Genomic DNA, 21286 nt, shown 5'->3' on the forward strand with positions numbered 1-21286 from the left:
TTATTTTCTAACGCGGCGCGGTGCTTTTGCGACGTCCAGTCTGCGTTTGCCCTTTTGATTAAAGACAAAGAACAAGGTCGTCCTGCGGGACTGCACGGGGGTTCAACCCGTCAGGGCGAATTTTAGAGGGGACGGAATATACATGAGTATTCCAAATTCGCTGGCCCGCGCGGCCAGAAACGCGGTCGGTACATCTGCACTGCTGCGCGATACACCGCGTCCGACAACTACACCCAAGGCGCAGCTGCGGCGCTATGAGGTCAGCTCTTTGCTGAAAAACGGGGATGTTTCGCAGACCCGTCATATCGCCCCGGCTTTGCCGATGTTCGAAGACGCCTTTTGCGCATTCACGCGCGGCTCTTTGGTGGAAACGCCCCAAGGCCCAATGGCGATCGAAGACCTGCTGCCCGGCGATGAGGTTCTGACGCAGGACGGCGGGTCCGAGACGGTTCTATGGAAAGGGTCGGTCACACTGATCCCCGGGCGCGAAGATTCGCGGGGACGTACCCGCCCGCTGACCCGGATCATGGCCGATACCTTTGGTATGCAAAAGCCAATGTCCGGCGTGATCGCCGGGCCCGCAGCGCGCCTGCTGCATACGCCTGCCCATTTGCGGCACCTGAATGGTGGGCAACCGATGCTGACACCTGTCCACGAGTTTCAGGACGGCACGGGTGTCATCGAAACTCTGCCGCCCACTCCGGTAGAGCTGTTTCACATCTGTGTCGCGCGCCATTCGGTCATTCGCGTCGATGGTCTACAGTTCGAGACCTATCATCCGGGCGCAAATGCGGTGCGAATGATCAGTCACTCTTTGCGTTCGGTCTATCTGAATCTATTCTCACATATAGAATCGCTCAGTGACTTCGGACCGCTGCTGTTGCCGCGTGCCGGGGATGGCGAAATCGATGCGCTGACTGCGTAGAATGTTAACGAGTACTGCAAGTGTGGGGGCATCATGCAGCTATTACTAAGTTGGATCTGTTATATGGCCGTGGCGGCCCTTTTGCCGCCCTGCGCAACCAATCAAGGCAATGTCAGGCTCAGGCCGTCCGGTTCATCCGGTCTTCCAGCACGTCAAATGGTACGCCTGGCTCGTCTTTTGCGCCTCGGATAACAAGCGAGGTCTTGACGCTGGCCACGTTCGGCGTGGTCAGCAGCTCGCCCGTAAGGAACTGTTGAAAGCTGCTGAGGTCGGGTGAGACGCATTTGAGGATAAAATCCACCTCGCCGTTCAGCATGTGGCATTCGCGGACCAACGGCCAGTCGCGGCAACGGTCCTCGAAGGCGCTGAGTTCAGATTCAGCCTGACTTTCCAGCCCGACCATGGCAAAAACCTGAACCTCAAATCCCAATTCGCGGGCGTTGACCTCGGCGTGGTAGCCGCGGATATATCCCGAATCCTCAAGCGTGCGGACACGGCGCAGACAGGGAGGCGCAGAAATTCCGACGCGTTTGGCAAGCTCGACATTGGTCATCCGGCCATCGGCCTGAAGTTCCGCCAGAATCTTGCGGTCGATTTCATCCAGCCGAGTCGTGACCATTTAATGCTCCTGAAGTTTTCAGTTGTTATAGCAGCAGGTGTGGCGGGCGCAATTATATTTCACAACCGCGCAATATTCTTTATTTCACATATAGGTTTTTCCAAGCCCAGCACAGTGCCGGTGCAAATCGGGTATGCAACAGGAAGGGGCTTTAAGCGCAGACAACGGGTCGTTATATCGAACCGCACTGGACAATTGTCCAGAAGGGCAAATTGAGTGGGGATACCATGGCCGAAACACGACACACCAAGGTTCTGATCATCGGATCGGGACCTGCCGGATACACTGCGGGCGTTTATGCCAGCCGCGCCATGCTAGAGCCGATTCTGGTGCAGGGGATCGAGCCGGGCGGGCAGCTGACCACCACGACCGAGGTTGAGAACTGGCCCGGTGACACCGAAGTGCAGGGCCCCGACCTGATGGTCCGGATGCAGGACCACGCCAAGGCGATGGGTTGCGAAGTAATCGGCGATATCATCAGCGATTTGGACCTCAGCCAGCGCCCCTTCACTGCAAAGGGTGACAGCGGCACGGTTTATACCGCCGATGCCGTCATTCTGGCCACCGGGGCGCGTGCCAAGTGGTTGGGCCTGCCGTCCGAAGAGAAATTCAAGGGCTTTGGTGTCTCTGCCTGCGCCACCTGCGACGGGTTCTTCTATCGCGGACAGGAAATCGTAGTCATCGGCGGCGGCAACACCGCAGTCGAAGAAGCCCTGTTTCTGACCAATTTCGCCAGCAAGGTCACTCTGATCCACCGTCGCGACGAACTGCGCGCCGAGAAGATCCTGCAGGACCGGCTGTTCAAGAATGAGAAAATCGAGCCGCTCTGGTTCCATCAACTGGAGGAAGTCGTCGGAACCGATGCGCCACTGGGCGTGGAAGCTGTGCGCGTCAAGAACGTGAAAACCGGTGAAATCACTGAAATTCCTTGCAAAGGTGTCTTCGTCGCAATCGGTCATGCCCCCGCCAACGAATTGGTCAAGGACACGCTGGAAACCCATATGGGCGGTTATGTGGTCACCAAACCGGGCACCACGCAGACCTCGATCCCGGGCGTGTTTGCCGCCGGGGACCTGACCGACCATGTCTACCGACAGGCTGTGACCAGCGCGGGCATGGGCTGTATGGCCGCACTGGATGCCGAACGCTTCCTGGCCGAGAACGATTGATATGATCACAGAATTCTCCGGTCCGGTCTGGAGAATTCTGTTCCGATCGCAATCGGACAGCCCACTATGCCGTGCGCGCGCGCCCGAAGGCCGGTTTCATCATTCGGGACAATTCGCTCTTTATGCCTCGCTCAGCGTCGAAGGGGCCGGGATCGCCATCCGGCGGTACATATCATCCGATGATCCGCCGCGCGTTCTGCAACACTTTCAGGTCAACGGCGCGCAGATGATGGATTTCCGCGGGCAGCCCGATGTCTCGGTTGTGTGGCAGGACACACGAGAGCGCGGTGATCCCGCGCCAACATGGCAATATTCTGATCTGGCGCGGGCCGAAGGCGCAGACGGTTTGCTTTACAGTTCGCGATCGCGACCGGACCTTAGCCATCTGGTCTTGTTCAAGGTCCACCGCCGCCTGATCGCGCCGTTGGGCAACGCTCAGCTCTGGCGCCCGCATGATGGGGCGCCCACGTCTTGACCGCGACGCGGCGGCATATCAGGATCACCTGAGGCAAAGCGAAAAACGGGTGAGCTTTTGGAGAATGCTCTTTGGCGCGGCGGGTGGATCAGCCGGCTCAGGATCGCAAGCGGTCTGGTGCTGTTTGTCTTTGCGTTTTTTCACTTTACCAATATCGGCCTCGGCCTGTTTCATACAGACCTGCTGCACGGAATGCAGGATGGCCGCAAAACCGTATCCCGACACGATCTGGTAAGCCTGCTTTTGTACATCTCGCTGCTGGTCCACTCTGGCCTGGCGCTGCTGTCGATCGCGCAGCGCAGGACGCTGCGCATGCCGTTCAGTGTCGCGCTGCAGGTGATCTTGGGCCTGCTCATCCCGCTGCAACTGATCGCTCATGTGGTCCATACCCGCTATGCGCACGAGATCTACGGGGTGAACGATGAGATGGGCTATATCATCATCCTGATGTGGACGGGCACAGCGATCTGGATGCAAAGCCTGCTGCTGTTGCTGGTCTGGGTGCATGGTTGCATCGGCCTGCATATGTGGCTGCGCATGACGTCGTGGTGGAACAAGCTTGTGCCTTATCTGATCGGTGTCGCGGTATTTGTCCCCGCCTTCGCGCTGGCTGGCGTCCTGACCGAGGGGCGCCGCATCTGGGCCGACTTCGCTGATCCGGACCTGCGTGAGCAATACATAGATCACTACAACTGGCCCTCGTCCGAGGCGTTTCAGGACATGTCTGTGGTCGAGGACAATACGCTGGCCGTGTTCTGGACGCTTCTTGCCCTGACTGCGCTGATTTATCTGGGCCGTAAACTGTGGCGGCGGCGGCATTCGGTGCGCATCCGATATGTGAACGGCCCCGAGGTGGTCTCGGAAAAGGGTCTGACCCTGCTAGAGATGTCTCATGCAAATGGCATACCGCATACCGCGCTTTGTGGCGGCAAAGGCCGCTGCACGACCTGCCGCGTGGTTGTCGAGCAGGGGGCCGACAGCCTTCCTCCGCCGACCGAGATCGAGGCGCGCAGTCTGAAAGCTGTTGGTGCCCCGAACGGCACAAGGCTGGCCTGTCAGATGCGCCCGACGGACCCCATGACAGTGTTTCGCGTCTTTCGCCCGGATGGCGCACGTCACCGCGCGCATGCAAGTCAGGGGCAGGAACGGCAATTGGCGGTGCTGTTTCTGGACATGCGTGGGTTCACCGCCCGAACCACAGGGCAACTGCCTTACGATATCGTATTCCTGTTGAACCGGTTCTTCGACGCCATCGTGCCATCGATCACCGCGGAAGGCGGCGTTGTTGACAAATATATGGGCGATGGGCTGCTGGCTGTGTTCGAAACAGCAAACGCCGCAAGTTCCGCGCGTGCGGGGCTGAACGCGACAGCCGGTATCGGGCGCGCATTGGAGCGGTTCAACCAGCAGCTTGAGGCCGAAGGCAGTCAGCCCGTCCGCATCGGTATGGGCCTGCATCTGGGCGACCTGGTACTGGGTGAAATCGGTGCGGCAAAACATGCGCCTCGCACGATCATTGGCGACGCGGTGAACGTGGCCAGTCGACTGGAAGGCGAAACCAAAGCTCTGGGCGTCGAACTGCTGGTTTCCAACGATGTTCTGGTCGCCGCTGGCCTGACCTGTAATCCCTCTGATCTTCGTGATTTCCAGCTGCGGGGCGTTACGGCCCCTGTCCCCGCCCTGCCCGTTCCGCACGCTTCGGCGTTACAGCAGCAGATCACGCCGGAAGAACGGATCGCCTAAATATACAAACTCACGTAGCCACACTGGGGAGATTCGCCGCAATTATGCAAGCAGACAGGAACATCGTTCCATTCGCCGAAAAAACAGCGCATATCGTCCTTTGTTGCGATGCCCCTCTGGACTTCGCTGTCGCCCCGGTGCAAATCGCCATCCAAACACGCCTTAAACCACACGTAAAACACCACGTCCAAAAGAGTTTTCCGATGACGATGCTTGCCAATCTGGCCCCAATCCCCGAACTGTATGTCTCATACGAGTCTGCCCAGAAACTGAAGATCGAGGCCGCTGACCTGACAAGCTGGGATCTCAGCCCGCGTCAAATTTGCGATCTGGAACTGCTGATGAATGGCGGGTTCAACCCGCTGAAAGGGTTCCTGAGCGAGGCGGACTACAACAATGTGGTCGACAACATGCGGCTGGCAGATGGTACGCTCTGGCCGATGCCGATCACGCTGGATGTCAGCGAAGACTTCGCCGAGACGATCGAACTGGGTCAGGACATTGCCCTGCGCGACCAAGAGGGCGTCATCCTCGGCACCATGACCGTCACCGACCGCTGGACGCCCGATAAGGCGCGTGAGGCCGAGAAAGTGTTTGGCGCGGATGACGATGCCCACCCTGCGGTGAACTACCTGCACAATGTGGCTGGCAAGGTCTATCTGGGTGGCCCTGTGGTCGGCATCCAGCAACCCGTTCACTATGATTTCCGTGGTCGCCGCGATACCCCGAACGAGTTGCGCGCTTATTTCCGTAAGCTGGGCTGGCGTCGCATCGTGGCCTTCCAGACCCGCAACCCGCTGCACCGCGCGCATCAGGAACTGACCTTCCGCGCCGCCAAGGAAGCGCAGGCCAACCTGCTGATCCATCCCGTCGTCGGCATGACGAAACCGGGCGATGTCGATCACTTCACCCGCGTCCGCTGTTATGAGGCGGTGCTGGACAAGTACCCGGCCTCAACCACTTCGATGAGCCTGCTGAACCTCGCCATGCGCATGGCTGGCCCGCGCGAGGCGGTCTGGCACGGGCTGATCCGCGCCAACCATGGCTGCACCCACTTCATCGTGGGCCGCGACCATGCCGGTCCGGGCAAGAACTCGGCGGGTGAGGATTTCTATGGCCCCTATGACGCGCAGGACCTGTTCCGTCAGCTCCAGGACGAGATCGGCGTCGAGATGGTCGATTTCAAACACATGGTCTATGTGCAAGAGCGCGCCCAGTACGAGCCCAATGACGAGATCGAGGACAAGGGCAACGTCACGATCCTTAACATCTCGGGCACCGAGTTGCGTCGCCGCCTGTCAGAAGGTCTGGAAATCCCCGAATGGTTCAGCTTCCCCGAAGTTGTCGCCGAACTGCGCAAAACTAAGCCGCCGCGCAGCCAGCAAGGTTTCACCGTGTTCTTCACCGGCTTCTCGGGCTCGGGCAAATCCACCATCGCCAACGCGCTTATGGTCAAGCTGATGGAGATGGGTGGCCGTCCGGTGACGCTGCTGGATGGTGATATCGTGCGAAAAAACCTGTCCTCGGAACTGGGGTTCTCGAAAGAGCACCGCGATCTGAACATCCGCCGCATAGGCTATGTGGCCTCTGAGATCACCAAGAATGGTGGCATCGCCATCTGCGCGCCGATTGCGCCCTATGCCACCACCCGCCGCGCCGTTCGGGAAGAGATCGAACAGTTCGGTGCCTTCTGCGAGGTGCATGTCGCGACCTCGATCGAAGAATGCGAACGCCGCGACCGCAAGGGCCTGTATAAGCTAGCGCGCGAGGGCAAGATCAAGGAATTCACCGGGATTTCCGACCCGTATGACGTGCCCGCGAACCCCGAACTCAGCGTTGAAACCGAGAATGTCGAGGTCGACAACTGCGCCCATCAGGTGCTCCTGAAGCTGGAAAGCATGGGCCTGATCGCGGGCAACTAAGCCTACGCATGTCAAACAGCCCCCGGTCCTTCCGGGGGCTGTTTTCGTTTCAGCGTCCGCATTGCCGCCGCTGGGTGAAACGGATTATAGCTTGGGCAGGGGTACTTGCAGGCGCGATCAATCCATGGGGCAAACTCTGCCGACTATCGCCGGTTTCTGGTACGGCTCGGATCTGTCCTGGCTTGAGGTCCTGTGCATCCGCTCGTTTCTGGACAACGGGCATGCCTTCGTTCTCTACACCTCAGATCACGTGGGCGGCGTACCGCAGGGCGTCGATATCCGCCCCGCTTCGGACATTCTGTGGCCGCCGCCGTTTGACCTGAAGGAAAACATCCGTCACCGGGTCGCAGTGTTCTCGGATATTTTCCGGCTGCACCTGCTGCAGAAAACGGATTTCATCTGGGTCGATCTGGATGCCTATTGCGTGCGGCCTTTCGATTTCAGCACACCTTATGTGTTTGCCCCAACAGGCGACGGGTCCTACCCGAACGGCGTCCTGAGGCTGCCGCCCGACTCGCCAACGCTGGTGCAGATGCTGGAATTCATCACCTCGGAGAACCCGACCCAGCCGTGGCGCGGATCGCGCCTGCACCGGATCAACCGGGAACGCGTTCAGAACGGCGAAACCTGGGGGATCGAGGCGCTGTCATGGGGTTGCTCCGGCCCCAAAGCGCTGAGCCATTTCCTGCGCAAAACCGGAGAGGATCAGCACGCCTTGCCGTCCAAGGCGCTCTATCCGCTGGCGGTCGAAGAGTTATGGAAGCTGCATGATCCCAGAGTTCCGCTCGACCAGATCGAGCGTCCGGGCGTCCACTCTGTCCATATCTACGGTCATCAGAAAAAGTGGCTGGCCACGCAGCGGGCCGGGCTGCCGGTGTCCGGCTCGTATTTGCAGCGGCTCTGCCAGCGACATGCAATTGACCCGGCCCAAAACCCCATTGCACGGCTTGAGTGGATGAAACCAAGAGCCTGAGCGGGTCAGTCCGGCAAATTCACCTGCCCGCGCATCAGAATATGGCCGCGCCCGGCGACCTTGATCCCGGTCATCGCCTCCGCAGGCCCGACACGCGTCACACGCGCTTGACCGGGGCGGCCCATGTCATGGCCCTGTTCGGCGATGAAGGTCTCTTTGTCCATCAAGCCATGGCTCCACAAATACGCCGCCATCGCGCCGGTGGCCGATCCGGTAAACGGGTCTTCGGGCGGGCTGGGTGGGGCCATCAACAGGCGCGAAAAGGTATCACCCACCTCAGTTGCGCCCTGAAGCGTGACCAGAAACGGCTCGGCCATGTCATTGCCCGGGAAACCAGCCTTTTCAGAGACTTTGCCCAGCGCCGTCGCATCAAGCTTTGCGGCCCGCAACGCCGCATGATCGCGCAGGACGGTGATGCAGAAGGGCAAGCCCGTCGACACGAATTGCGGCGGAGACACAATATCCTCGGGCGAAAGATTGGTGGCTGCGGCAACCAGTTCTATAGGCACATGGGCGCCAAATTGCGGGGCGATCTGTGTCATCTCGATCTCGTCACCATTCAGCCTGATCGACACGATCCCCGCGCCGGTCTCAAGCGTCAGGGCATCGCCTTGAAACAGACCGCGAGACCGCATCGCGGCGACGGTGGCAATGGTCGGGTGCCCGGCAAAGGGTATCTCGCGGCTGGCAAGGAAATAGCGGATCCGGATATCGGCGACGTCAGAGGACCCGGTGAAGGTGCATTCTACCAAAGACGTCTCGCGCACATAGGCCATGCAGACAGCATCCGACAGCCCCGCCCCGCCATGGACCACCGCGCAGCCATTGCCGCCGAAGGCCCGGTCGCTGAAGGCGTCCACCCAATCAAAATCATGCCAGCCCACGCGCGTCCTCCAACAAAAAGCGTCGCCGCATGTTTCACCGGCAACGCATCAATTGTCACGTTATTTAGGCTGAACGCGGGGCCGTCTAGTGTACGGCCACCGGGGACAGGTCATGTTCGCGCGCCAGAACAAAGGCCAGTTTGCGGTCGGCGACCAGCGCCAGTTGCTGCCCGTCAGAATCGTGGACGGCGTATAGCTGATCCAGATCGCCCGCCTGTTCGCGCACATCACGTGGCAGGTCAGCCACATCGACGGCCTTGACGTAAACGATCCGATCCCCTTCGGTATTAAGCTCAATCGGCGTATTCATTGCTCTTACCCCTTCCGTATGTTGATTGTCTGAACCACGGTTTCAGGCACGGCGCGGGTCAGGTCCACATGCAGCAGACCGTTTTCCATGATCGCCTCGCCCACCTCGACCCCGTCAGCCAGCACGAACATGCGCTGGAACTGGCGTGCCGCGATGCCGCGGTGCAGGAATATGCGCCCCTCGCTGTCGTCGCGTTGACGGCCCCGGATCACCAGTTGGCGATCCTCGATGGTAATCGACAGGTCCTCTTCCGCGAACCCGGCCACGGCCAGGGTGATGCGATAGGAAAAATCCGAGGTCTGCTCGATATTATAGGGCGGGTATCCTTCGTTTCCGGCCTTTGCAGACCGTTCCAGAAGGCGTTCCAATTGCTCGAACCCCAAAAGATGCGGGTATGAGCCCAAGGTAAGTTTCGACACGTATTTTCGTCCTTCATTGTCAAAGCGACGTATTCTGCGGCCCCATCATCGGCAACCGCGTGTTATAGAATATGGGAAGATACAGGGATGTCCACAAGGTCTGGCCGGATAAACCCTGACACACTATCTTGTGTCGCAAGCACCACTTGAAACACTGAGTCGCCCATGAACGCGCCCACCGATCTTTCGATGAAAACCGATGAAGTCCTGCGGGTGGAGCTGGAGGTCTTTCGCCGCCAGCACCGCGATCTGGACGAGGCGATCGAGGCGTTGCAGGCCAAGGGCACCTCGGATCAGCTGACGATCAAGCGGCTGAAAAAGCAGAAATTGCGGCTGAAAGACATCATCCGCCTGATCGAAGACCGCCTGACCCCCGATATCATCGCCTGAACGGTGCGGAACACATTGCCACATATGCGGATTTGGCTATAGTGCGCGCTCTTTCCGAAGGCAGGGGCGTAAGCGGATGAGCGATGTGAAAGTAGGGATCATCATGGGCAGCCAATCGGATTGGCCCACGATGAAAGAGGCCGCCGATATTCTGGATGAATTGGGCATTGCTTACGAGGCGCGTATTGTGTCCGCCCACCGCACACCAGACCGCCTGTGGGATTACGGCAAAACCGCCGTGTCGCGGGGCCTGCAGGTCATTATCGCTGGCGCAGGCGGGGCAGCACACTTGCCCGGCATGATGGCGTCGAAAACGCGCGTGCCGGTGATTGGCGTGCCGGTGCAGACTCGCGCCCTGTCGGGAGTGGATTCGCTTTATTCCATCGTGCAGATGCCCAAGGGCTTTCCGGTCGCCACCATGGCCATCGGGTCCGCCGGAGGGGCCAATGCGGGGCTGATGGCAGCAGGCATTCTGGCGCTGCAGGACGCCGCGCTGGCGGACCGGCTGGACGCATGGCGCGAGGCGTTGTCGGCTTCGATCCCCGAGGCACCACAGGGATGAGACGCATCGGCCTGATCGGCACTGGCCATATCGCGGCCCCGATCGCGCGGCTGATGGCTGCAAAAGGTCATGACATCTGGGTCACCGAGCGCAATGTGCAGGTCTCCTCAGCCCTGCAAGCCGAGCTTGGGGTCAGTGTCGGCACCCCACAGCAGGTGATCGACGCGTCGGATATCGTTTTCCTCTGCCTGCGCCCTCAGGTCGCCACAGATGTGCTGACCCCGCTGACCTTTCGCGCCGACCAGAAGATCGTTTCGGTGATGGCCGCAGTTTCACAGGCGCAGCTTTCGACCCTCTGCGCGCCTGCATCGGATTTCGTACAAACCATCCCGCTGGGCTTTTTGCAGACCGGAGGTTGCCCTCTGGCCGCCTATGGCAATGACCGCCTGCTGGCAGAGTTGTTCGAACCCGAAAACCCCGTGGTGAAGGTTGCGGATGAGGCGGCGTTGAATGCACATTTTGCCATCTGCGCCATGGTACCGGGTCTGCTGGACCTGATGGCAACCGGGGCCGAGTGGTTGGCCAATCAAACCGGCGACAAGGACGGCGCAGAGTTTTATACCACACAGCTTATGTCAGGCTTTCTGGCGACGTTGAAAAAAGGGCGCGCGGGCCGGTTGGCAACCGAGCGCGACGCGCTGGCGACCGAGGGCACGCTGAGCCTTCAGATGACGGATACCCTGCAGTCCGAGGGCGCGCATGATGCGCTGCGCACCGCTCTGACCGCGATTGGCAAACGATTGGAGACGTGACGATGGCAGATATGCTCCCCCCCGGCGCAACGATCGGGATATTGGGCGGCGGTCAGCTGGGCCGGATGCTGTCGGTTGCAGCGGCCCGGCTGGGGTTCAAGACCCATATTTTTGAGCCCGGCGCCAACCCGCCCGCTGGTCAGGTTGCAGATCGCGTCACAACCGCGGCTTATGATGATGAGCAGGCGCTGAAAACCTTCGCGGATTCGGTCGATGTGATCACCTATGAGTTCGAGAACATCCCGACGCAGGCTCTGGATTTGCTCGAAGCGCACCGCCCGATCCGTCCGGGTCGTGAGGCGCTGCGGGTCAGTCAGGACCGGTTGACCGAGAAAGACTTCCTGCAAGGGTTGGGTCTTAGAACCGCAGCTTTCGCGGATGTCACGGATCTGAACAGCCTGCGCGACGCGGTTGATCAGATCGGTACCCCCGCCATTCTGAAGACCCGTCGTTTCGGCTATGACGGCAAGGGACAGGCTCGGTTGCGCAGCCCTGAAGACGCCGAGGCCGCTTTGTCCGATATGGCGGGCGCTCCCTCCATTCTGGAGGGGTTTGTGAAGTTCAGCCACGAGGTCTCGGTCATAGCCGCGCGTGGTCTGGACGGTCAGGTGGCTTGCTTCGATCCGGGTGAGAACGTGCACCGCGACGGAATCCTGCATACGACCACGGTTCCGGCGCGGCTGTCTCCGGCACAACGGACGGATGCAGTGTTGCTCTCGGCCAACATTCTGAATGCGCTGGATTATGTCGGCGTCATGGGGGTTGAGTTGTTCGTCACGCCGCAGGGGTTGATCGTCAACGAGATTGCGCCGCGCGTGCATAACTCGGGTCATTGGACGCAAAACGGCTGCGCCGTGGATCAATTCGAACAGCACATCCGCGCCGTGGCGGGCTGGCCTTTGGGCGACGGGCAGCGGCATTCGGACGTGGTGATGGAGAACCTGATCGGTCACGATATGGACCGCGTGCCTGATCTGGCACGCGAGCGCGACGTGGCGCTGCATCTATATGGCAAGACCGAGGTCAAGTCGGGCCGGAAGATGGCGCATTTCAACCGGATCGTGCGCTAGGAGAATCGCGCGTGCCGCGCGATGCCTCCGGCGGGGATATTTTTGGCCAGATGAAGCTTGGATCAGCGCAGAAAACGGCTGGCGATTGCGCCGCTGAGATAGCTGATTTGGCCTGCGGACATGGTCAGCGCAACACGATGGGTTGTGGCATCCATAACGACCAGATCGGCGCGTTTTCCGTGCGACAGCTCACCGCGATCCGTCAAACCCAGCACACGCGCGGGACCTGACGAGAGCAGCGCCCAGGCAGTGGCCAAGTCGCACAGCCCCGATTTGGCCAGCATCAGCGCCGCGCGGCGCGGGCTGGGATAGTGGTAATCCGAGGCCAGCGCGTCGCACAGCCCCATTGCGATCAGGTCCAGCGCGCTGGCATTACCTTTGTGCGAACCGCCGCGCACAACGTTGGGTGAACCAAGAATAATGTGGTCGCCACCTGCCCGGGCGGCTTCGGCAGCCTCGGGCGTTTCGGGAAACTCGGCGATGCCCACGCCACGCCTGCGCCATTCGTCGCGACCCTGCTGCGTGGCATCGTCATGGCTGCCCATGCGAATACCGCGCTCAGCTAAAGTCGCGCACAGTGCGTCCAGCGCCGCTGGCACCTCGGCCCCGCGTTTGTGCATGGTCTGCAGCATCTCCAGATGCTTTTCGGGACTACGCCCTGCCTTCAAAGCCTGCCCAGTCAGACGCGGCGGCGTACGTCCCTGCGCCAGACGGTCATGCGGCAGATGGTCGTTGAAAACCACATAAGGAACGCGCCAGTCCCTGATCCGGCCCGGCAGGTCCGGGTAATCATCCAGCATATGGGTTTCGAAACGCAGCTGCGGGATCAGATCGGTGGCAAGCTCGGCCTTTACCGAGTCAATCGCGGTAAACACCTGCGCCGCGAAATCAGGCCCCCGCACACCGCCTTCCCAGCTATAAAACTGCGCCATCACCGCGGTCGTGATCCCGTTGGCGGCAAGCTCTGCTTCGGCTGCAACGATCCCCTCGCCCATCTGTTTCATCGCACCACGGCGCGGCGCGATGTGGCGTTCGAACCCGTCGCCGTGCAGATCGATGATGCCAGGCAAAACACGGTACCCCGCAAGGTCAACCCGCCGCCCTGCTGCGCTGTCTTGCACAACCCCATCGGCAATCGACAGATCGGCATGGGTCAGGCCAGCGCCCGGCAGCAGAACCTCTGCCCCGGTGAAAGTCAGGTCCAGCTTCGTCATTGCGACGGCTCCGAGACAGGTTCCGAGCAGTCCTGCCCGATACATATCTGATCGATGATGCCCTGCACCCCGTCGAGCCAGGTGATCTCGGGAGAGAAACGACCGAATTCAATGAAATGAAGTGTCTGGGCCATGACCTGCGGGTTATTCATCATAAAGGTATGGGTCACAGGCAAGACGATATGATCGAGCATGCCCTGAACCCGTGTGGTCTCGACCGAGACCTTGCCATCGTCTGGCCCGTCGATCAGGGATGAGAACACAGGGTTCAGAGAGTTCTCGCCAGCAATCACGCCCAGATCAAAATCCACGGGCGGCAGACGCCGCGGGATACCTTCGGGACCGGTCCCAAGGGCCAGACCGGCGGGGCCATGCAGCATGCCGAAAACCTCCCATGCACCCAATTCATCCACCAGCTGGCTCCCTTGATTCGGCGGCCCCAACATGACCACACGACCAAGATTCTCGGGCGTATGATCCTGCAGCCAATAGCGCAGTAGGATGCCACCCATAGAGTGCGCCACGACATTGACTGTGTCATCGCCACAAGCCGCAAAGGCGTCGGGCAAGGTCTGGTTTGCAAGCTCTGGAATCGGCAGGTCGGTCGATGGGTATCCCGGCCTGACGACGGTGTAGTCATGGGCGCGGAACAGCTGCTCCATCACCGCGAAAGACGCCTCGGTACGCGCAAGCCCATGCAGCAGCACGACACATTTTGCCTGCGCCGCGATGGGGACGATGAGCAACACTATGACAATCAGGAACTTCATGCCCGCCAGATAAGCCCTATCCGGGCCTGAGGGAACCCCTAGCCTCGGTTCAGGCGCACCACCGCCAGTGCAATTCCACCCAACACCAATCCCGCCCCCAGTAACAGGCGCAGGCTGGCCACTTCGCCCAGTAGCACCACCCCTGCAGCAATGGCGATGACCGGGACACTGAGTTGCACGATGGCTGCCACGGCGGGGACCAACTGCGGCAGCACACGATACCACAACGCATAGCCCAACCCCGATGTCACAGCACCCGACAGCGCGGCCAGCCCGTAGCCTGCCGCGGTCATCTCCCAGGCCCCACCCAAGGCAAGCAAGGCCGCGCCGGTCACTGGCAACGCCACGACGAAGTTGGCCGCTGTGCCCGACAGCGCGTCCGGCTCAGACCGCCCGGCGATCGAATACGCCGCCCATCCGATCCCCGCCAAAGTCATAAGACCGGCCCCCACCGGGTCCACCTGCAATGCGCCTGAGGGCCACAAAACATAAACCAGCCCGCCCAGCGCAATGACCGCCCCCAAAACCTGCCGTCCCGACGGGGCAGCGCCGGAAGCGGCCCCAGCCGCGAACATGGTGATCTGCACGACGCCGAACAGGATCAGCGCGCCCAACCCCGCATCCAGAGTCAAATAGGCAACTGAAAATCCGATCATATACAGCGATAGCGACCCTGCCCCCACGAGTCTTCGCCTGCTGAGAACAGGGACCGAACCACCCCTCAGCAGCACCAAGCCAGCCAACACCACGGCGCCACTCAGCACCCGAACGACAGCAAACCCCGCCGGGTCACTGGCCCCGCTGTCAATCGCCAGACGGTTCAGAATGGAATTCGCCGCAAAGGCGCACATGGTCAGGGCGGTCAGCAAAAACAATCGCATACCAACCGCATAGCCGTTTCGGCAGCGTTTGCACACTCACTTTCCCACAGCCCAGACCCGCCCAGCCTTCATCTTTTCAAAAATACTCCCGCCGGAGGCATGACCGCGCAGCGGGCATTCCAAACGCAAACGGGGCCGCCAAAAGGCGACCCCGCTCGTAAGCACTATGGCCCAAGCAGCTTACATCATGCCGCCCATGCCGCCCATGTCGGGCATGCCACCGCCAGGCGCCGCGCCTTCTTTGGCGGGCTTGTCGGCAACCATTGCTTCGGTGGTAACCAGCAGGCCAGCAACCGACGCCGCGTCTTCCAGAGCGGTACGGACAACTTTGGCCGGGTCGATCACGCCGAACGAGAACATGTCGCCATATTCTTCGGTCTGGGCGTTGAAACCGAAGGCTGCGTCGGACGATTCACGAACTTTGCCCGCAACAACCGCACCGTCAACACCTGCGTTCTCGGCGATCTGGCGCAGCGGCGCTTCGATGGCTTTGCGAACGATGTTGATACCCGCGTTCTGGTCAGCGTTTGCACCTTCCAGAGTTTCCAGTGCTTTACCGGCCTGAACCAGAGCAACACCACCGCCGACGACAACGCCTTCCTGCACAGCAGCGCGAGTTGCGTTCAGAGCATCGTCCACACGGTCCTTACGCTCTTTCACTTCAACTTCGGTCATGCCGCCGACGCGGATAACAGCAACACCGCCTGCCAGTTTGGCAACGCGCTCTTGCAGCTTTTCACGGTCATAGTCCGACGAGGTTTCTTCGATCTGAGTGCGGATCTGAGCAACGCGTGCCTCGATCTCGGCTTTCTCGCCAGCACCGTCGACGATGGTGGTTTCGTCTTTGGTGATTTCGATTTTCTTGGCGGTGCCCAGCATGTCCATGGTGACGGACTCGAGCTTCATGCCCAGATCTTCCGAGATGACCTGACCGCCGGTCAGGATCGCGATGTCCTGCAGCATGGCTTTACGGCGATCGCCGAAACCCGGTGCTTTGACAGCTGCAATTTTCAGGCCGCCGCGCAGTTTGTTGACAACCAGAGTCGCCAGCGCTTCGCCTTCAACGTCTTCCGCGATGATCAGCAGCGGCTTCTGCGACTGGATCACCTGCTCGAGCAGCGGGACCATCGGCTGCAGCGAGGACAGTTTCTTTTCGTGCAGCAGGATCATGCAGTCGTCGAGTTCTGCGATCATCTTGTCTGCGTTGGTGACGAAGTAAGGCGACAGGTAGCCACGGTCGAACTGCATACCTTCGACAACATCGGTCTCGGTTTCCAGACCTTTGTTTTCTTCGACGGTGATGACGCCTTCGTTGCCAACCTTCTGCATCGCGTCTGCGATCTGCTGGCCGATTTCGGCTTCACCGTTGGCCGAGATGGTGCCAACCTGAGCAACTTCGGCCGAGTCTTTGACTTCACGCGAAGCCGACTTGATGCCTTCAACAACCTTGGCAGTTGCCAGGTCGATGCCGCGCTTCAGGTCCATCGGGTTCAGGCCAGCTGCAACCTGCTTCAGACCTTCGCGAACGATGGCCTGGGCCAGAACGGTCGCGGTGGTGGTGCCGTCACCGGCTTCGTCATTGGTGCGGCTGGCGACTTCTTTCACCATCTGCGCGCCCATGTTTTCGAACTTGTCTTCCAGTTCGATTTCCTTGGCAACCGAAACACCGTCTTTGGTGATGCGCGGCGCGCCGAAGGATTTGTCCAGAACCACGTTGCGGCCTTTGGGGCCCAGGGTCACTTTAACCGCGTCGGCCAGAACATTTACGCCTGCCAGCATCCGGTTACGGGCATCGGTGTCGAACTTGACGTCCTTTGCAGCCATGTCGTTTCTCCTTGAGAAATTAGTTTTGAATGAAGATCAGAGTGAAGCGCGCGGGCTTACTCGATGATCCCCATGATGTCGCTTTCTTTCATCATCAGCAGCTCTTCGCCGCCAACCTGAACCTCGGTGCCCGACCACTTGCCGAACAGGATCTTGTCGCCGGCTTTCACAGCCATTGCGATCAGTTCGCCGCTGTCCTTGCGCGCGCCTTCGCCGGTTGCAACGACTTCGCCTTCGCTGGGCTTTTCTTTTGCGCTGTCAGGAATGATCAGGCCGCCTGCGGTTTTCTCTTCGCTTTCAACGCGACGAACCAGCACACGGTCATGAAGCGGTTTCAATGCCATCTTTGCAGCTCCTTGGGCTCAAAGTTTGTTAATCCTCCCCTCGCCGATTGGCGGGGCGTTAGCACTCAAGGTCATCGAGTGATAACGACGCATAGCTAGGAGGTCACCCGCGGTGAGTCAACAAGATGTGAGAGATTTTTTCACCAAACAGCTCAGTCGGGCTGATCCCAGCTGTAGGCCCAGTGTTTCAGGCCCTCTCGCCCGGCTTCGGTCAAGCAATAGACACCCTTTGCAACCTTGTCGAACCAACCATAGTGATTGTCATACATCACGCGGGTCGCAGTGCTGACGCCGGTGGCTTGCGCGACTGCGGCGCCCTTGGTCGCGCCATGTTCTGCCAAATGCGCCGCACATTTCAGCGCGTCCTGACGATAGGCAGTCACGATTCCATGCCGGGTCGCACCGCCGGAATTCGGATCGCCTTGCAGCCGCTCAAACTCGCGCAGCAGACGCTGGGTTCGGGTCTTGCTTTTGCGGGGCGCGTAGGGTCCCGGATCGCACTGCACCTCGACCACGCCATCGGCACGCACCGTGATCAACCCCAGACCCAACCGGCGGCACAGCACCAGATTGTCCTTCAACGCCCGGCGCGCGCTACGCCCCGTGGGCTTGCATACCCCAAGATAGACCTGATCGGTCACCTTCAGCCGCGTGATCGCCTGATGAAACAACGCAAGACTGAACCTCAGCTTGAGTTCCACGATAACGGGTTCTCCACCCTCGCGGATGGCGACGATATCAGCGGCACCCACCTCGCCCTTGACGGTATAGCCTTGCCGTTCCAGCAGGGCTTTGATTGGGGGATAGAGGTCCTGTTCGCGCTTCATGCCGCCATGCTATGCGGTTTCGCGCGGATTGCCAGCCGCTGGACACATAGATAAGTCTTGGTCAAGAAACCAGCCCCAAGAAAGAGACCCAATGCGCTTGCTCAGCCTTTGCATCGGCCTTCTGTTACCCCTCACCGCGCACGCCGCCTGCGAAGGGCGTGACCTGAGGCTGGACCTGTCGCCCGAGATCAGGGCCGAACTGGATCAGACCGTCAACGCGATTCCCTTCCCCGAAGGCAATCACTGGATTGCGCAGAAGGGCGATACGGTCCTGCATCTGATCGGAACCCTGCACACCAATGACCCTCGCATGGGGGCCGTGATCGACCGGCTCACCCCGACCCTCAGCACCGCCGATGCCTTCTATTTCGAAGTCACGCAGGCCGAGATGGACGCGTTCGAGCGCGATCTGGCCAATGATTTCAGCCCGGTTCTGATCACCTCTGGCCCCACGCTGATCGACCTGATGCCCGAGGAAGACTGGGCCGCGCTCTCTGCCACTCTGGCCGAGCGCGGCATCCCGGGCTGGATGGCCGCCAAGATGCGCCCATGGTTCCTCAGCATGATGCTGGGCATCCCGCCCTGCCTGATGGATACCCCCGATTTCGACCGCGGCATGGACACCCGCCTGACCGAACTTGCCGAACAGCACGACATCCCTCAATTCTCGCTCGAGCGGATCGACGATCTGATCGCCATGTTCGACAGCCACTCGCTTGAGGAGCAGGTTGCCTCGCTGACCAGACTGGCCGGCGCATTGCAGGCCGGCGATGATCAGATGATCACCATGGCCAACACCTATCTCGACGAACAGCACGCCCTGATCATCGAGCTTGCCAAGCTGCAGGGCCTTGAGGCATCCGGGTTAACGCCCGAAGAATTTGACGCCGAATGGCAAAGCTTCGAGGATCAATTGTTGGTGCAGCGAAACGCCAACTGGATGCAGAAGATTCTCGCCATGAAAGATCAGACAGTCGTGATTGCGGTCGGGGCTGGACATCTGAACAATGAGTACGGGTTGCTGAACCAATTGCAGAACGCCGGATACACGTTGGAACGCGCCCCTTTCTAAGATTTCAGACCAAGGGTCGCAGCAGGTCGGCTTGCAGGTGACAAGCCCGATTGACCGCCCTATAAGGCGCGCAAATCCACATTCCTTCAAGGCGCAGACATGACAATCCAAGTTCTTGGTCACAAATCCCCTGACACCGACTCGACCGGCTCACCTATCCTTTGGGCCTGGTACCTGAACGAGATCAAAGGCGAGGCAGCCTCCCCGGTTCTGTTGGGTGAACCCAACACCGAAGCCAACTTCATGCTGCAGCGCTGGGACCTGCCCAAGCCGCAGATCATCGAAGACGTGGCCGAAGGCGCGCCGGTTGTCATCGTCGACACCAATAACCCTGCAGAGCTGCCCGCCAGCATCAACAGCGCCGACATCCGCGCGATCATCGACCACCACAAGCTGGTCGGTGGTCTGGAAACCAAAGGCCCGATCGATATCACCGTGCGCCCCTTGGCCTGCACGGCAACCATCATGATCGACCTGATCGGCGACGATGCTGCCAAAATGCCCGACGCGGTCAAGGGCGCAGCCCTGACCTGCATCCTGTCGGACACGCTGGAGTTCCGCTCGCCCACTACCACCGCGCATGATCGCGCCGTGGCCGAGAAGCTGGCCGCCGATCTGGGACTGGACGTATCGGCCTACGCCGCCGACATGTTCGCCGCGAAATCTGATGTATCGTCATTCTCTGATGCCGAGCTGATCCGCATGGACAGCAAGGAATACGAGGTCGACGGCACCAAATTCCGCGTCTCGGTCCTGGAAACCACCGCACCGGGCGTTGTGCTGGACCGCAAGGACAGCCTTGCAGCGTCGATGGTCGACGTGGCCAAAGAAGATGGTGTGGATCAGATTCTGCTGTTTGTCGTCGACATCCTGAACGAAGAGGCCACCTTGCTGGTGCCCAACGATCTGGTGAAAGGTGTTGCCGAAAAGAGCTTCGGCGCATCCGTCGATGGCGATGCCGTCGTCCTGCCCGGTATCATGAGCCGGAAAAAGCAGATCATCCCGAACCTCAAGGTTTGATCCCAATCCCACGGGGCGTCCCAAGCGGACGCCCTTTTCTTTTTGCGAGGCTCTGCCTCGCGCTCCGGGATATTTTTAGCCAGATGAAGTGCGGATCCCCTGCTTCATCTGGCCCCAAATATCCCGGGGGAGACGCGGCTTGCCGCGTCGGGGGCAGAGCCCCCTCTGGCCAAACAAGGCCAGCTCTGCCATAGGCTTGGGTATCTCACAGCAATGCCACATGAGGGGCCTATGACCCGGATCATCTCTTCCCTTGCCGAAATCTCGGACAACTACAAAGCGCTATTCGTCGATCTGTGGGGCTGTGTGCACAACGGTATCACTGCTTACCCCGAGGCCGTGGCCGCCTTGCAGGCGTATCGGCAGAGTGGCGGTATTGTGGTGCTGGTCACGAACTCTCCCAAACCACGTGCCGGGGTGGCCGAACAGCTTGCTCAGTTCGGTGTTCCCAAGGATGCCTATGACACGATTGCAACCAGCGGCGACTCGGCTCGGTCGGCGATGTTTCGAGGAGCGGTGGGTGAGAAGGTTTACTTCATGGGTAAGTGGCAGCGCGACGCAGGTTTCTTTGAGCCCCTGAAGATTTTGGATCATCCAATTCACATCGAGCGCGTGCCGCTGGATGAGGCCGAAGGCATCGTGTGCTGCGGCCCGTTTGATCCGATGGCCGATCCCGCGGTGAACCGGCCCGACTTTCTGTTTGCCAAGCAAAAAGGCATGAAACTGCTCTGCGCCAATCCCGACATTGTTGTCGACCGGGGTGAGACCCGGGAGTGGTGCGCGGGGGCGTTGGCGCGGCTTTATACCGATATGGGTGGCGAGAGCCTGTATTTTGGAAAACCGCACCCTCCGATCTACGATCTGGCGCGCCGAAGGCTGACGGCGCTTGGCGCCGATATCGGGGATTCCGAGATTCTGGCCATCGGCGATGGGCCCCAAACCGACATCGCGGGCGGGATGGGCGAAGGGATTGATACGCTGTTCATCACCGGCGGGCTGGCAGCAGCAGAGACCAAAACGTCGCACCACCCGGATGAGGACGCGCTAAGATACCACAATGAAAAGGAAAATATAAATCCGACCTTCTCTATCGGTCGCTTGCGTTAATCAGAAAAAGCTTG

23 protein-coding genes are annotated in these 21286 nt (G+C 60.1%); 13 read left to right on the forward strand and 10 right to left on the reverse strand.

The window, feature by feature from the left end:
• Positions 1–142 precede the first annotated feature (142 nt).
• Positions 143–925: a Hint domain-containing protein gene (locus ACR0KM_RS17690; RefSeq protein ID WP_480823043.1), complete on the forward strand. Its 783-nt coding sequence runs from the start codon at positions 143–145 to the stop codon at positions 923–925.
• Between the two features lie 118 nt (positions 926–1043).
• Here ACR0KM_RS17690 and ACR0KM_RS17695 read toward each other — a convergent pair whose 3' ends face one another.
• On the reverse strand, positions 1044–1544 hold the full coding sequence (locus tag ACR0KM_RS17695; protein WP_480823045.1) for an Lrp/AsnC family transcriptional regulator: 501 nt from the start codon (positions 1542–1544) through the stop codon (positions 1044–1046).
• Positions 1545–1771: 227 nt separating this feature from the next.
• On the opposite strand from ACR0KM_RS17695, the gene trxB reads away from it, so the two are divergent.
• The 5 genes from trxB (at position 1772) to ACR0KM_RS17720 (ending at position 7826) form a co-directional block, all read left to right on the forward strand.
• The gene (gene trxB / locus ACR0KM_RS17700; RefSeq protein WP_480860886.1) at positions 1772–2713 is read left to right on the forward strand and encodes a thioredoxin-disulfide reductase; all 942 of its coding nucleotides are present in this window, start codon (positions 1772–1774) and stop codon (positions 2711–2713) included.
• A 1-nt stretch (position 2714) separates the two neighbouring features.
• Positions 2715–3188 (forward strand): RES family NAD+ phosphorylase, encoded by a 474-nt coding sequence (locus ACR0KM_RS17705; protein ID WP_480823049.1) that lies wholly within the window; start codon positions 2715–2717, stop codon positions 3186–3188.
• Between the two features lie 57 nt (positions 3189–3245).
• A complete protein-coding gene (locus ACR0KM_RS17710; protein WP_480860888.1) occupies positions 3246–4931 on the forward strand; it encodes an adenylate/guanylate cyclase domain-containing protein in 1686 nt (561 codons plus the stop codon).
• A 203-nt stretch (positions 4932–5134) separates the two neighbouring features.
• Positions 5135–6853 carry a bifunctional sulfate adenylyltransferase/adenylylsulfate kinase gene (locus ACR0KM_RS17715; RefSeq protein WP_480860890.1) on the forward strand — a complete coding sequence of 573 codons (1719 nt, stop codon included), beginning with the start codon at positions 5135–5137 and terminating at the stop codon, positions 6851–6853.
• 124 nt (positions 6854–6977) lie between these two features.
• Positions 6978–7826: a glycosyltransferase family 32 protein gene (locus ACR0KM_RS17720; protein ID WP_480860892.1), complete on the forward strand. Its 849-nt coding sequence runs from the start codon at positions 6978–6980 to the stop codon at positions 7824–7826.
• Positions 7827–7831: 5 nt separating this feature from the next.
• Here ACR0KM_RS17720 and ACR0KM_RS17725 read toward each other — a convergent pair whose 3' ends face one another.
• The 3 genes from ACR0KM_RS17725 to ACR0KM_RS17735 form a co-directional block, all read right to left on the reverse strand.
• Positions 7832–8710 carry a PhzF family phenazine biosynthesis protein gene (locus tag ACR0KM_RS17725; protein WP_480860894.1) on the reverse strand — a complete coding sequence of 293 codons (879 nt, stop codon included), beginning with the start codon at positions 8708–8710 and terminating at the stop codon, positions 7832–7834.
• Positions 8711–8795: 85 nt separating this feature from the next.
• On the reverse strand, positions 8796–9020 hold the full coding sequence (locus tag ACR0KM_RS17730) for a DUF1150 family protein (protein WP_480530911.1): 225 nt from the start codon (positions 9018–9020) through the stop codon (positions 8796–8798).
• Positions 9021–9025: 5 nt separating this feature from the next.
• Positions 9026–9439: an Hsp20 family protein gene (locus ACR0KM_RS17735; protein ID WP_058275530.1), complete on the reverse strand. Its 414-nt coding sequence runs from the start codon at positions 9437–9439 to the stop codon at positions 9026–9028.
• 165 nt (positions 9440–9604) lie between these two features.
• On the opposite strand from ACR0KM_RS17735, the gene ACR0KM_RS17740 reads away from it, so the two are divergent.
• The 4 genes from ACR0KM_RS17740 to ACR0KM_RS17755 all read left to right on the forward strand — a co-directional run bounded on the left by ACR0KM_RS17740 (position 9605) and on the right by ACR0KM_RS17755 (position 12213).
• Positions 9605–9829 (forward strand): YdcH family protein, encoded by a 225-nt coding sequence (locus tag ACR0KM_RS17740; protein WP_010441787.1) that lies wholly within the window; start codon positions 9605–9607, stop codon positions 9827–9829.
• 76 nt (positions 9830–9905) lie between these two features.
• A complete protein-coding gene (gene purE, locus ACR0KM_RS17745; protein ID WP_480860896.1) occupies positions 9906–10391 on the forward strand; it encodes a 5-(carboxyamino)imidazole ribonucleotide mutase in 486 nt (161 codons plus the stop codon).
• A complete protein-coding gene (locus ACR0KM_RS17750; RefSeq protein ID WP_480860898.1) occupies positions 10388–11143 on the forward strand; it encodes an NAD(P)-binding domain-containing protein in 756 nt (251 codons plus the stop codon). The genes purE and ACR0KM_RS17750 overlap by 4 nt, the downstream gene beginning before the upstream one ends.
• Positions 11144–11145: 2 nt before the next feature.
• Positions 11146–12213, forward strand: coding sequence for a 5-(carboxyamino)imidazole ribonucleotide synthase (locus tag ACR0KM_RS17755; RefSeq protein ID WP_480860900.1), 1068 nt, complete (start codon positions 11146–11148; stop codon positions 12211–12213).
• Positions 12214–12275: 62 nt separating this feature from the next.
• Here the strand turns inward: ACR0KM_RS17755 and ACR0KM_RS17760 are convergent, their stop codons facing one another.
• From ACR0KM_RS17760 to ACR0KM_RS17785, 6 genes are all read right to left on the reverse strand, one after another.
• On the reverse strand, positions 12276–13427 hold the full coding sequence (locus ACR0KM_RS17760) for an alpha-D-ribose 1-methylphosphonate 5-triphosphate diphosphatase (RefSeq protein ID WP_480860902.1): 1152 nt from the start codon (positions 13425–13427) through the stop codon (positions 12276–12278).
• Positions 13424–14197 carry an esterase/lipase family protein gene (locus ACR0KM_RS17765; protein WP_480823065.1) on the reverse strand — a complete coding sequence of 258 codons (774 nt, stop codon included), beginning with the start codon at positions 14195–14197 and terminating at the stop codon, positions 13424–13426. Before ACR0KM_RS17765 ends, ACR0KM_RS17760 begins: the two co-directional genes overlap by 4 nt.
• Positions 14198–14235: 38 nt before the next feature.
• Complete coding sequence (locus tag ACR0KM_RS17770; protein WP_480860905.1) at positions 14236–15078, reverse strand: DMT family transporter; 843 nt, start codon at positions 15076–15078, stop codon at positions 14236–14238.
• Between the two features lie 180 nt (positions 15079–15258).
• On the reverse strand, positions 15259–16902 hold the full coding sequence (gene groL / locus ACR0KM_RS17775; RefSeq protein ID WP_480823069.1) for a chaperonin GroEL: 1644 nt from the start codon (positions 16900–16902) through the stop codon (positions 15259–15261).
• 56 nt (positions 16903–16958) lie between these two features.
• Entirely contained in the window at positions 16959–17246 is a 288-nt protein-coding gene (locus ACR0KM_RS17780; protein WP_480521535.1) for a co-chaperone GroES, read from the reverse strand.
• Between the two features lie 152 nt (positions 17247–17398).
• Positions 17399–18073 (reverse strand): DUF2161 domain-containing phosphodiesterase, encoded by a 675-nt coding sequence (locus ACR0KM_RS17785; RefSeq protein ID WP_480860908.1) that lies wholly within the window; start codon positions 18071–18073, stop codon positions 17399–17401.
• Between the two features lie 91 nt (positions 18074–18164).
• Between ACR0KM_RS17785 and ACR0KM_RS17790 the strand changes: the two genes are divergently transcribed.
• The 3 genes from ACR0KM_RS17790 (at position 18165) to ACR0KM_RS17800 (ending at position 21272) form a co-directional block, all read left to right on the forward strand.
• Positions 18165–19145 carry a TraB/GumN family protein gene (locus ACR0KM_RS17790; protein WP_480860909.1) on the forward strand — a complete coding sequence of 327 codons (981 nt, stop codon included), beginning with the start codon at positions 18165–18167 and terminating at the stop codon, positions 19143–19145.
• A 99-nt stretch (positions 19146–19244) separates the two neighbouring features.
• Complete coding sequence (locus ACR0KM_RS17795; RefSeq protein ID WP_480860911.1) at positions 19245–20165, forward strand: manganese-dependent inorganic pyrophosphatase; 921 nt, start codon at positions 19245–19247, stop codon at positions 20163–20165.
• Between the two features lie 231 nt (positions 20166–20396).
• The gene (locus ACR0KM_RS17800; RefSeq protein WP_480860913.1) at positions 20397–21272 is read left to right on the forward strand and encodes a TIGR01459 family HAD-type hydrolase; all 876 of its coding nucleotides are present in this window, start codon (positions 20397–20399) and stop codon (positions 21270–21272) included.
• Positions 21273–21286 lie beyond the last annotated feature (14 nt).

The organism is Ruegeria sp. G10, assembly GCF_056533645.1.